An 11,962-nucleotide genomic window follows, 5' to 3' on the forward strand; every position below is an offset into this window, starting at 1 on the left:
AGTTCACTGCATTTATGAAAAGACGGTAGGAAGTAAATCTTTGTTTAGTCGTTATATACGCCAGTAAGCATTTGACTAACGAATTGATCGTTTAATGTATCTTGGGCAGAAGAAGTATTTGAATGGATGTCGATTGAAGCAATAAAATGATTATGTTCTTGCGTATTTGGTTCTACCTCTACGTAATTATCGAATTTACAAAAACCTTTCGTATCCATTAGATCAAATAATTGCAGCATTTCTACTACCTCTTGTCTCGTTCCTTTAATTTGTACACACGCCATATTTATTTCCTCCTTCATTTTGACAAATTGTTTTTTAAAAATAGGATTATGATTACGAAATGAAAAATATGAATGTTATTTTTAGACAGCGCTATTTTTGTTATTTTCCCCCTTTTTCAGCAAAAGTCGTTATATATTCCCGGATTTATAAAATCGGACGTCCGTTTATTGAATACAATAGATTCGTATCAATTGATGAAAATCCTTCTTTTAAACAAATATTTTTTTAGGGGAAATTGGTGAAAAAAATTTTTTGATTTTTTGTAAACGTTAACAATGTTGTTAAATCAATATAAGTAAAGAAGTACGTACGATTAAAAATTATAAATTTTCTAAAAATTCACTTGATTTATTTAGAAAGGAGAGTAAACTAGGAAACAATAAAAAATTCATAGAACATAGGAGGCGCTTCTAGTGAATGAGCAATGGATTTTCTTAAATGGAGAATTTGTTCCAAAAGATGAAGCAAAAGTTTCAGTATATGATCATGGCTATTTATATGGCGATGGAGTATTTGAAGGAATTAGAGTTTATAGCGGTAATGTTTTCCGTTTGAGAGAGCATCTTGTCCGGTTGTATGAATCAGCAAAATCAATCCTTTTAGAAATTCCATATTCATTAGATGAAGTAACAAATATTGTTGTTGAGACGATTCGACAAAATAAATTATCTAATGGATACATTCGCCTTGTTGTATCAAGAGGAGCAGGAAATCTTGGATTGGATCCCGATTCATGTAAGAAGCCGAATGTAGTAGTAATTGCAGAACAATTATCTTTATTCCCGCAAGAATATTATGAGAAAGGAATTCCAGTTGTAACAGTTGCAACGCGCCGAAATCGTCCCGATGTTTTATCCCCTCAAGTAAAATCTTTAAATTACTTAAACAATATTTTAGTTCGTATTGAAGCGAAATTAGCTGGAGTACAAGAAGCACTTATGTTAAATGATCAAGGATATGTAGCTGAAGGATCAGGAGATAACGTGTTTATTGTTAAAGGAAATAAATTAATTACACCACCAAGTTCTGCTGGAGCGTTAGAAGGTATTACACGAAACGCCATTTTAGAAATCGGCGATAAACTTGGGTATGACGTAAGAGAAGAGCTATTTACAAGACATGATGTATATGTAGCTGATGAAGTGTTTTTAACAGGAACAGCTGCTGAAGTTATTGCTGTTACGACAGTAGATGGTAGAACGATTGGTTTAGGGCAAACAGGTCCACATACGAACCGTTTATTAGAAGAGTTTCGTAAGTTAGTTGTAGAAGATGGAGAGAAAATTTACGCAGAAAATAAAGTTGTATAACAATTCTTTTTAACATAAAAAAAGCGTTGATAGGGAGGAGTAGTTGATTGTGAAGCCTCACAGAGAGTCGGTGGTTGCTGAAAACCGATGGTTCACGTCGACGAACATCGCCCTTGAGTGCTAAGCTAAAGCATTTGTCTAGGCTTAGACGGTAGCTCCGTTATTAGCTAGATCCATTTATGGATCACTGAGGCAAGAGTATTCTTGCAAAGAAGGGTGGTACCGCGAAATCTTTCGTCCCTTCAGCACATAGCTGGAGTGTGGACGTAGGATTTTTTTATTGTATAAAAGTTTGAAAAAGGGGGCTTATAAGAACAATGTCTTCAAAAACGGAAGAGAAACTGGCAACTGGTGCACAGCTATTGTTAGAAGCGCTAGAAAAGGAAGGCGTAGAAGTAATTTTCGGATATCCGGGTGGTGCCGTTTTACCTCTCTATGATGCACTGTATGATTGTGAAATTCCGCATATTTTAACAAGGCATGAGCAAGGGGCAATTCACGCTGCTGAAGGGTATGCCAGAATTACAGGGAATCCAGGGGTTGTAATTGCAACGAGTGGACCAGGTGCTACAAATGTAATTACGGGTCTAGCGGACGCGATGATCGATTCATTGCCACTTGTAGTATTTACAGGCCAAGTAGCAACAACGTTAATTGGGAGCGATGCTTTTCAAGAGGCGGATATTATGGGACTTACGATGCCAGTGACAAAACATAACTATCAAGTGCGAAAGGCCTCAGATTTACCTCGAATTATTAAAGAAGCATTTCATATTGCTAAAACAGGAAGACCAGGACCAGTCGTTATTGACCTTCCGAAAGATATGGTAGTCGAGAAGGGTGAGCGATGTAGCAATGTACAAATGGATTTACCAGGATATAACCCTAATTATGAACCGAATCTACTTCAAATAAACAAATTACTACAAGCAATTGAAACCGCAAAAAAACCGTTAATTTTAGCTGGAGCAGGTATACTGCATGCGAAAGCTTCGAAAGAATTGACAAGTTTTGCCCGTAAATATGAAATCCCTGTTGTGCATACGTTACTTGGACTTGGTGGTTTTCCGCCAGATGATGGGCTATTTCTAGGGATGGGGGGAATGCACGGTTCTTACACAGCCAATATGGCGTTATATGAATGCGACTTACTCATTAATATAGGTGCAAGATTTGACGATCGTCTTACTGGGAATTTAGCTTATTTTGCTAAAGGGGCGACTGTCGCACATATCGATATTGATCCAGTAGAAATCGGGAAAAATGTGCCGACTGAAATTCCTATTGTTGCAAGTGCTAAGCAGGCGTTAGAAGTATTGCTTCAATCAGAAGGAAAGAAAGAAAATCATCATGAATGGCTCTCTTTATTAAAGAGTAGAAAAGAAAAGTATCCATTCTCTTATAAACGAAATTCTGAAAGTATTAAACCTCAATACGCGATTGATATGCTATATGAAATCACGAAAGGAGAAGCGATTGTAACAACAGACGTTGGGCAACATCAAATGTGGGCAGCACAATACTATCCGCTGAAAAATCCAGATAAATGGGTAACTTCTGGAGGATTAGGGACGATGGGATTTGGATTTCCGGCAGCAATTGGTGCACAAATTGCAAAACCAGATGAACTAGTCATTGCAATTGTCGGTGACGCTGGGTTTCAAATGACTCTGCAAGAATTAAGTGTATTAAAAGAACATTCTTTACCTGTTAAAGTATTTATTTTAAATAATGAAGCTTTAGGGATGGTAAGGCAATGGCAAGACGAATTTTATAATCAAAGATATTCACATTCTTTATTGTCGTGTCAACCAGATTTCGTCGCTCTTGCGAATGCGTATGGTATAAAAGGTGTTCGTATTGATGACCCACTTCTTGCAAAGAAGCAATTGAAGCATGCGATCGAATTAAAAGAACCAGTCTTAATTGATTGCCGTGTACTTCAATCTGAGAAAGTTATGCCGATGGTTGCGCCCGGGAAAGGTGTTCACCAAATGGAAGGAGTGGAAAAAAGGTGAAGAGAATTGTTACAGCGACAGTTCGTAATCAGAGCGGTGTGTTAAATAGAATTACAGGTGTTATGACCCGAAGGCATTTTAATATTGAAAGTATTTCAGTGGGGCATACGGAATCATCGGATATTTCACGGATGACGATAGTTGTGCATGTGGAAAGTGAACAGCAAGTTGAGCAGTTAATTAAACAACTGCATAAGCAAATCGATGTTCTGAAAGTATCAGATATTACAGAAGAAGCAATGATTGCTAGAGAGCTTGCTCTTATTAAAGTAGCAACTTCTGTAGCAAGGGCGGAATTATATAGTTTAATTGAACCGTTTCGAGCCGCTGTAATAGATGTTGGGAAGGATTCCATAGTTGTGCAAGTAACAGGTACACAAGATAAAGTGGAAGCGTTAATTGAATTACTTAGACCATACGGTTTGAAAGAAATTGCGAGAACAGGTGTAACAGCATTTACACGTAGTATGAAAAAACAAGATAAGCAAGTTATGTTAATTCAATAATCATTTAAATATAGGGGGAAATGAAAATGGCAAAAGTTTATTATGAGAAAGATGTAACGGTAAATGTATTAAAGGAAAAGAAAGTAGCAATCATCGGATATGGTTCGCAAGGTCATGCGCATGCGCAAAATTTACGTGATAACGGATTTGATGTAGTAGTAGGTTTAAGAAAAGGTAAGTCTTGGGATAAGGCGAAAGAAGATGGATTTTCTGTATATACAGTAGCAGAAGCGGCGGAAAAAGCTGATGTAGTAATGATTCTATTACCTGATGAATTACAACCAGAAGTATATGAAGCTGAAATTGCACCAAACTTACAGGCCGGAAACTCTCTCGTGTTCGCACATGGATTTAATGTTCATTTTGATCAAGTAAAACCACCAGCTAATGTAGATGTATTTCTAGTAGCTCCAAAAGGACCGGGGCATCTCGTACGCCGTACGTTCGCCGAGGGCGGGGCTGTTCCTGCATTATTTGCAGTATATCAAGATGCAACAGGAGTTGCGACTGAAAAAGCACTTTCTTATGCTGACGGAATTGGAGCAACGAGAGCTGGTGTATTAGAAACGACGTTTAAAGAAGAAACAGAAACAGATTTATTTGGAGAGCAAGCTGTACTCTGCGGCGGAGTGACTGCACTTGTAAAAGCAGGGTTTGAAACGTTAGTTGATGCGGGATACCAGCCTGAACTTGCATATTTTGAATGTTTACATGAACTGAAGCTTATCGTTGACCTTATGTATGAAGGTGGACTTGAAAATATGAGATATTCAGTTTCAGATACAGCGCAGTGGGGAGACTTCGTATCAGGACCACGCGTTGTTACTGAAGATACGAAGAAAGCGATGGGGGCAGTACTAGCAGAAATTCAAGATGGTACATTTGCAAAAGGCTGGATTGCAGAGCATAAAGCAGGAAGACCAAATTTCCACGCGACAAATGAGAAAGAGAATGAACATGAAATCGAAGTAGTTGGACGTAAATTACGTGAAATGATGCCTTTCGTACAGCCGCGAGTAAAGGTAGGGATTAAATAATATGAAGCAGATTTTGTTCATGGATACAACGCTTCGTGATGGCGAACAATCACCAGGAGTAAATTTAAATGAACAAGAGAAATTACAAATTGCTAGGCAATTAGAGAGGCTTGGTATTCATGTAATGGAAGCTGGATTCGCGGCAGCTTCCGAAGGTGATTTCCAATCAGTAAAACGCATCGCGAATACAATTCAAAATGCTACGGTTATGAGTTTAGCTAGAGCGAAAGAAAGTGACATTCGAAGAGCATATGAAGCTTTGAAAGGTGCTGTATCTCCTCGTCTACACGTATTTCTAGCTACAAGTGATATTCATATGAAATATAAACTTTGTATGTCAAAAGAAGACGTGTTAAATAGTATTCATCGTTCGGTTACGCTTGGAAAATCATTATTTCCGACAGTACAATTTTCTGCAGAAGATGCGACAAGAACATCGAGAGCATTTTTAGCTGAAGCAGTAGAAACTGCGATTCGCGCAGGAGCGAATGTAATTAATATTCCGGATACAGTTGGATATACGAATCCGGAAGAATATTATTCTCTTTTTAAATACTTACAAGAATCCGTTCCATCATATGAAAAAGCGATTTTTTCTTGTCATTGTCACGATGATCTTGGTATGGCAGTAGCAAATTCGTTAGCTGCGGTTGAAGGCGGAGCATTGCAAGTAGAAGGAACGATTAATGGCATTGGAGAAAGAGCAGGGAATGCAGCGTTAGAAGAAGTTGCGGTTGCTCTTCATATTAGAAAAGATTTTTATAAAGCAGAACCTTCGATGACGTTAAAAGAGATTAAGGCAACGAGTACATTAGTAAGCAGGTTAACGGGTATGGTTGTACCGAAAAATAAAGCAATCGTTGGAGCGAATGCTTTTGCTCATGAATCAGGCATCCACCAAGATGGGGTTCTAAAAGAAGTAACAACTTATGAAATTATCGAACCGGCGCTTATAGGGGAATCTCAAAATCTCTTTGTACTTGGGAAACATTCTGGCCGTCATGCGTTTACGGAAAAGATGAAAGAGCTTGGTTATGAATTTACAAATGAAGAGCGAGATGCGGTATTCGAAGCGTTTAAAAAATTGGCTGATCGTAAAAAGGAAATTACTGAGGAAGATTTACGCGCACTTATGCTTGGTGAAGCAGCATTTGCAGCCCAGCAATATAACATTACGCAATTACAAGTGCATTTCGTATCAAATAGTACACAATGCGCAACAGTTGTGCTGAAGGATGAGGAAGGAAATGTGTATGAAGATGCAGCCACTGGTTCTGGTAGTATTGAAGCGATATACAATGCGATTCAAAGAATTTTAGGACTAGAATGTGAATTGGCAGATTATCGCATACAATCTATTACACAAGGTCAAGATGCACTTGCTCACGTTCACGTTGAATTAAAAGAAGGTAGTCACCAAATATCAGGTTTCGGAGTTGCGCAAGACGTATTGGAAGCGTCGGCGAGAGCTTATGTCCATGCAGCAGGGAAATTAAAATCTCTTATAGCGCTTGTGAAATAAATATTTGATAGGTGAGAGAAGTTTTCCTCACCTATCAAATTAAAGTTCTGAAAATTCAGTTAAAGGAGTGTTGAAAATGGAAAAACGTATCGTTTGTTTAGCTGGTGATGGTGTCGGTCCAGAAGTTATGGAAAGTGCGAAGGAAGTATTGCATATGGTAGAAAGGCTATATGGACATCATTTTCATTTGCAAGATGAGTACTTTGGTGGTGTTGCTATCGATTTAACTGGGAAACCATTACCACAGCGAACACTTGCCGCCTGTTTAGCGAGTGATGCGGTTTTACTTGGAGCAGTAGGTGGACCAAGGTGGGATAGTGCGAAAGAAAGGCCTGAGAAAGGATTATTAGCATTAAGAAAAGGACTCGGTGTATTTGCGAATGTTCGCCCTGTAACGGTAGAAAGTGCAACTGCACATTTATCACCATTAAAAAATGCTGATGAAATTGATTTTGTTGTCGTTCGTGAATTAACAGGCGGAATTTATTTTTCTTATCCGAAAGAGCGAACGGAAGAAGTGGCGACAGATACACTTACGTATCATCGCCATGAAATTGAACGTATCGTTTCGTATGCTTTTCAATTAGCGAATAAGCGGAAGAAAAAAGTAACATCTATTGATAAAGCGAATGTTTTAGAGTCTAGTAAACTATGGAGAACTGTGACAGAAGAAGTAGCACTTCGCTACCCAAATGTGGAAGTAGAACACATTTTAGTAGATGCAGCGGCTATGGAATTAATTCGAAATCCAGGAAGATTTGACGTTATTGTAACGGAAAATTTATTTGGTGATATTTTAAGTGATGAGGCTTCAGTATTAGCTGGATCATTAGGAATGCTGCCATCAGCAAGTCACGCTGAAAAGGGGCCTTCATTATACGAGCCTATTCACGGATCAGCACCGGATATTGCGGGGAAAAATAAGGCAAATCCAATTGCGATGATGCGTTCTGTTGCAATGATGCTTGGGCAATCGTTCGGATTAACGAGAGAAGGATATGCAATTGAAGAAGCAGTTTCTGCAGTCCTTAAATCAGGAAAATGTACAGCAGATATCGGAGGGACTGAAACGACAACTTCATTTACAAAGGCAGTCATTCAAGAAATGGAAGAGCAAGCGTTAGTAGGGAGAGGAAAATAATGGGGAAAAGGTTACTAGATAAGCTTTGGGAAAGACATGTAGTTGCGACAAATGAAAATGGATTGGATTTATTATATATCGATCTACATCTTGTTCATGAAGTAACGTCACCGCAAGCCTTTGAAGGCTTGCGGCTTACAAATCGAACAGTCCGCAGACCAGATTTAACATTTGCAACGATGGATCATAATATTCCAACGAAAGATGTTTGGAATATTACCGATCGCATTGCGAAGCAGCAACTAGATACACTTCGGGAAAACTGTAAACAATTTCAGGTGCCATTAGCGGATATCGGAGATGAAGAGCAAGGGATCGTTCATGTTATAGGACCAGAACTTGGGCTCACACAGCCAGGAAAAACGATTGTTTGTGGTGATAGTCATACAGCGACACACGGTGCTTTTGGCGCACTAGCGTTTGGGATTGGTACGAGTGAAGTGGAACATGTATTGGCAACGCAAACGTTATGGCAACGAAAGCCGAAAGCGATGGGCATTGAGTTAAAAGGAAGGTTACCGCAAGGTGTTTATGCGAAAGATATTATTTTACATCTCCTTTCAAAGTACGGAGTAGCAGTTGGAACAGGTTACGTAATGGAATTTTACGGAGAGGCCATTCATGCTCTGGATATGGAAGAGAGGATGACGCTTTGTAATATGGCAATTGAAGGGGGAGCGAAGGCTGGCATTATTGCACCAGATGAAAAAACGGTTGCTTACGTAAAAGGACGTAAATATGCACCGAAAGAATATGAATCTATTAAGAAAAAATGGTCGGAACTTTATACAGATTTAGATGCAGTTTATGATTTACATATTATAGTAGATGTTACGGATTTAGCGCCGTACGTTACGTGGGGAACAAATCCTAGTATGGGTGTTCGGATTGATGAGAAATTGCCAGAAAAGCATGATGCAAATGACGAAAGGGCGTTTTCTTATATGGGCTTGAGTCCCGGCCAAAGTACGTATGACATTCCAGTTCAACATGTTTTCATTGGATCTTGTACAAATTCCAGGCTTTCTGATTTAGAAATTGCTGCATCTGTCGTGAAAGGTAAAAAAGTAAAAGAAGGTGTGCGAGCACTTGTTGTACCTGGATCTCAAAGGGTAAGAGAAGCAGCGATGCATAAAGGATTACATCGCATATTTGAAGAAGCTGGATTTGAATGGAGAGAGCCCGGATGTTCAATGTGTCTAGGTATGAATCCAGATCAAGTGCCTGAAGGAGAACATTGTGCCTCTACGTCAAATCGCAATTTTGAAGGAAGACAAGGAAAGGGAGCACGAACGCACTTAGTTAGTCCGGCAATGGCGGCAGCGGCTGCGTTATATGGTCATTTTGTTGATATTAGAAAGGAGAGTTATGATGGAGCCATTTCGTATTCATAAAGGTACTGCCGCAGTACTGATGAATGATAACATTGATACAGATCAAATTATTCCGAAGCAATATTTAAAGAGAATTGAAAGAACTGGGTTTGGAAAGTTTTTATTTGATGAGTGGCGATATGATAATAATCGCCAAGAAAACCCTAATTTCCCACTTAATGCACAAGAAAGAAAAGGAGCCAGTATATTAATTACAGGTGATAATTTTGGATGTGGCTCGTCAAGAGAACATGCTCCGTGGTCACTTGCTGATTATGGTTTCCGCGTTATTATCGCTGGAGGATTTGCCGATATCTTTTATATGAATTGTATGAAGAATGGCATGTTACCGATTGTAATGGATAAAGATATACGTGAACAACTTGCTAAAACAGATGCGAGGGAACAAATCAAAGTAGATTTAGAAAATGAAGTAATTACAACGAATACGCACAGATTCCATTTTACAATTGAGAAAATGTGGAAAGAGAAGTTATTAAATGGTTTAGATGAAATTAGTATTACAATGCAATATGAAAAAGAAATAAAAGAGTATGAAAGAAAAGTGGCTTTACATTAAAAAAGTGACGGAATATTAAAAATGTATTTACATTCAAAATTAACTGTTATATACTATGTGAAAATCAGAGGAGAAAGGGAGTAAGTATTATGAATATCGTGCGATCTATTACAATGCTTACACAACTACATCATCATACATGAAACCCTTGAACCTAGCGTGAAAACGTGTAGGTACAAGGGTTATTCCCGTTGTACCTACACTCTACTGAAGAGCCTTGTAGGTATTTTGTCTACAAGGCTCTTTTTATTTTCGGCTTAGGTGAATGAAATAGGCATACATTAGAAGAGGAAAGGTGTGAAAATTCAGATGACAAAATGGAGACGGGCAAACCCGAATGGAACGAGAGATTATTTATTCGAAGAATGTACGTTAATTGAAGAAGTGGAGCAAAAATTAAGGCTTACTTTTTTAGAGAGAGGTTATGAGGAAATAAGAACACCTACAATTGAATTTTATGATGTTTTTGCATTTCAAAATAGACCGATAGATGAAGAGAAGATGTATAAATTTTTTGATGAAAAGGGAAGGATTATCGTTTTACGTCCAGATATGACAATTCCTTTAGCGAGAGTTATTGGAACACAGAGATGGGATACGCCACTTAAATTGACGTATAGCGGGAATGTATTTCGAGCGAATGAATCCCATTCTGGAAAATATAATGAAATCGTACAAAGTGGTATTGAAGTTATCGGGATTGATAATGTAAGAGCTGAAATTGAATGTGTAATAAGTGTCATTCAAGCACTTCAAAAGTTGAAGGTACAATCTTTTACAATTGAGATTGGGCAAGTACAGTTATATAAATGTATTGTAAAAAAACTCTCCATCCATGATGAAGAAGAAAGAGTACTTAGAACGTATATAGAAAGTAAAAATTATGCTGCCCTCTCAAATTTTATCGGAGAAAAGAAATTAGATCGATGCGATGAGACAGTAAGATTACTTGAGAAATTGCCAAGGCTATTTGGAAATTTAGAAGTTATTGAGGAAGCAGAAAAGCTTGCTTCAAGTAATGAAATGAAAATGGCAATTGCAAGAGTAAAAGAAATGTATGAAACAATTGAAACGTTAGGATATGGTTCTTACATATCAATTGATTTAGGTATGATTCAACACTTAGATTACTATACGGGTGTTATTTTCAAAGGATATATATATGAAATTGGGGAAGAAATCGTTAGTGGCGGAAGATACGATGAGCTAATTGGGAATTTTGGAGAAATGCTGCCGGCTGTTGGACTCGCGGTGCAAGTAAATCAAATTGTGAAGGCGCTGCAAGAGCAGCAAGAACCATATGAACGAAATCAAATTGATATTGTGATTCATTATGAGTTAAATAGATTAGCAGAAGCAGAAAGGTTACGAAATTTACTTCGAAAGGACGGTAAGAATGCCTGGTTATCTTTATTTTCTAATTTAAATGATACCTTTCAATTTGCAAGAAAAAATAAAATAGGAACAGTCGTTGAGGCAAAGAATGAATACTTAGTGGAATATGTATGGAATGAAAAATGGGTAGTCCAGAAAGAAGGAGAGACTTCATGCGTAACATTCAAATTGCGTTAACGAAAGGAAGATTAGAAAAACATGTAATTCCACTTTTTGAGCAGATTGGAATTGATTGTTCCGAGCTCAAAAATAAAGGTCGGAAGCTTGTATTTCAAAGTAAAAATACAAATGTTTCATTTATTTTAGTAAAGGCGGTTGATGTTGCCACTTATGTAGAACATGGGGTAGCTGATATTGGGATCGTTGGAAAAGATATTTTAATGGAAAACGAGAAAGATATTTATGAAATGCTGGATTTAGGAGTGGGGATTTGTAAGTTTTGTGTTGCTTCTATTCCTACGTATAACCCAAAGAGTTATCGGAAGAAAAGGATTGCTACGAAATACCCACATATTACTTCTACTTATTTTCATGATAAGGGAGAGGATGTAGAAATTATTAAAATAGAAGGTTCTGTAGAAATCGCTCCTCTTCTTGGATTGGCAGATGCGATTGTAGATATTGTTGAAACAGGAAAAACATTACAAGAGAACGGACTTATTGTATTTGAGGAAATGCACTTTATATCGGCTCGGATGATTGTAAATAAGGCAGCCTTAAAAACTAAAAAAGACGAAATATTCAGTATTATAAATATGATGGAGCAAGAAATCTTATCAGGGAAATAGGAGGACT

11 protein-coding genes and 1 other annotated feature are annotated in these 11,962 nt (G+C 37.8%); of the genes, 10 read left to right on the top strand and 1 reads right to left on the bottom strand.

The window, feature by feature from the left end; genetic code table 11:
• Positions 1-44: 44 nt before the first annotated feature.
• Positions 45-284: a DUF3911 family protein gene (locus AC241_RS07080; RefSeq protein WP_000752514.1), complete on the bottom strand. Its 240-nt coding sequence runs from the start codon at positions 282-284 to the stop codon at positions 45-47.
• A gap of 414 nt (positions 285-698) precedes the next feature.
• Between AC241_RS07080 and ilvE the strand changes: the two genes are divergently transcribed.
• From ilvE to hisG, 10 genes are all read left to right on the top strand, one after another.
• Positions 699-1,595 (top strand): branched-chain-amino-acid transaminase, encoded by an 897-nt coding sequence (gene ilvE, locus AC241_RS07090; RefSeq protein WP_050842958.1) that lies wholly within the window; start codon positions 699-701, stop codon positions 1,593-1,595.
• Positions 1,596-1,612: 17 nt separating this feature from the next.
• Positions 1,613-1,840 (top strand) — a binding site (T-box leader).
• Positions 1,841-1,912: 72 nt separating this feature from the next.
• Positions 1,913-3,613 (top strand): acetolactate synthase large subunit, encoded by a 1,701-nt coding sequence (ilvB, locus tag AC241_RS07095; protein WP_050842960.1) that lies wholly within the window; start codon positions 1,913-1,915, stop codon positions 3,611-3,613.
• Positions 3,610-4,119 carry an acetolactate synthase small subunit gene (gene ilvN, locus AC241_RS07100; RefSeq protein ID WP_000822952.1) on the top strand — a complete coding sequence of 170 codons (510 nt, stop codon included), beginning with the start codon at positions 3,610-3,612 and terminating at the stop codon, positions 4,117-4,119. Before ilvB ends, ilvN begins: the two co-directional genes overlap by 4 nt.
• Positions 4,120-4,145: 26 nt before the next feature.
• Positions 4,146-5,156, top strand: coding sequence for a ketol-acid reductoisomerase (ilvC, locus tag AC241_RS07105; protein WP_016082339.1), 1,011 nt, complete (start codon positions 4,146-4,148; stop codon positions 5,154-5,156).
• Between the two features lies 1 nt (position 5,157).
• Entirely contained in the window at positions 5,158-6,678 is a 1,521-nt protein-coding gene (leuA, locus tag AC241_RS07110; RefSeq protein WP_016082338.1) for a 2-isopropylmalate synthase, read from the top strand.
• Positions 6,679-6,754: 76 nt separating this feature from the next.
• A complete protein-coding gene (gene leuB / locus AC241_RS07115) occupies positions 6,755-7,819 on the top strand; it encodes a 3-isopropylmalate dehydrogenase (protein ID WP_048563683.1) in 1,065 nt (354 codons plus the stop codon).
• Complete coding sequence (leuC, locus tag AC241_RS07120; protein WP_048563682.1) at positions 7,819-9,213, top strand: 3-isopropylmalate dehydratase large subunit; 1,395 nt, start codon at positions 7,819-7,821, stop codon at positions 9,211-9,213. Before leuB ends, leuC begins: the two co-directional genes overlap by 1 nt.
• A complete protein-coding gene (gene leuD / locus AC241_RS07125) occupies positions 9,191-9,772 on the top strand; it encodes a 3-isopropylmalate dehydratase small subunit (protein ID WP_043936104.1) in 582 nt (193 codons plus the stop codon). Before leuC ends, leuD begins: the two co-directional genes overlap by 23 nt.
• Before the next feature lie 309 nt (positions 9,773-10,081).
• On the top strand, positions 10,082-11,344 hold the full coding sequence (locus AC241_RS07130; RefSeq protein ID WP_043315679.1) for an ATP phosphoribosyltransferase regulatory subunit: 1,263 nt from the start codon (positions 10,082-10,084) through the stop codon (positions 11,342-11,344).
• Positions 11,320-11,955 (top strand): ATP phosphoribosyltransferase, encoded by a 636-nt coding sequence (gene hisG / locus AC241_RS07135; RefSeq protein ID WP_001244491.1) that lies wholly within the window; start codon positions 11,320-11,322, stop codon positions 11,953-11,955. The genes AC241_RS07130 and hisG overlap by 25 nt, the downstream gene beginning before the upstream one ends.
• Positions 11,956-11,962 lie beyond the last annotated feature (7 nt).

Source organism: Bacillus thuringiensis, from assembly GCF_001182785.1.
GTDB lineage: Bacteria > Bacillota > Bacilli > Bacillales > Bacillaceae_G > Bacillus_A > Bacillus_A thuringiensis_S.

Excerpts from the sequence above, each read along its gene's own strand:
- hisG (WP_001244491.1), top strand. The coding sequence starts at position 11,320 with ATGCGTAACATTCAAATTGCGTTAACGAAAGGAAGATTAGAAAAACAT.
- ilvC (WP_016082339.1), top strand. The coding sequence starts at position 4,146 with ATGGCAAAAGTTTATTATGAGAAAGATGTAACGGTAAATGTATTAAAG.
- leuB (WP_048563683.1), top strand. The coding sequence starts at position 6,755 with ATGGAAAAACGTATCGTTTGTTTAGCTGGTGATGGTGTCGGTCCAGAA.
- AC241_RS07080 (WP_000752514.1), bottom strand. The coding sequence starts at position 284 with ATGGCGTGTGTACAAATTAAAGGAACGAGACAAGAGGTAGTAGAAATG.
- leuD (WP_043936104.1), top strand. The coding sequence starts at position 9,191 with ATGGAGCCATTTCGTATTCATAAAGGTACTGCCGCAGTACTGATGAAT.
- leuA (WP_016082338.1), top strand. The coding sequence starts at position 5,158 with ATGAAGCAGATTTTGTTCATGGATACAACGCTTCGTGATGGCGAACAA.
- leuC (WP_048563682.1), top strand. The coding sequence starts at position 7,819 with ATGGGGAAAAGGTTACTAGATAAGCTTTGGGAAAGACATGTAGTTGCG.
- AC241_RS07130 (WP_043315679.1), top strand. The coding sequence starts at position 10,082 with ATGACAAAATGGAGACGGGCAAACCCGAATGGAACGAGAGATTATTTA.
- ilvB (WP_050842960.1), top strand. The coding sequence starts at position 1,913 with ATGTCTTCAAAAACGGAAGAGAAACTGGCAACTGGTGCACAGCTATTG.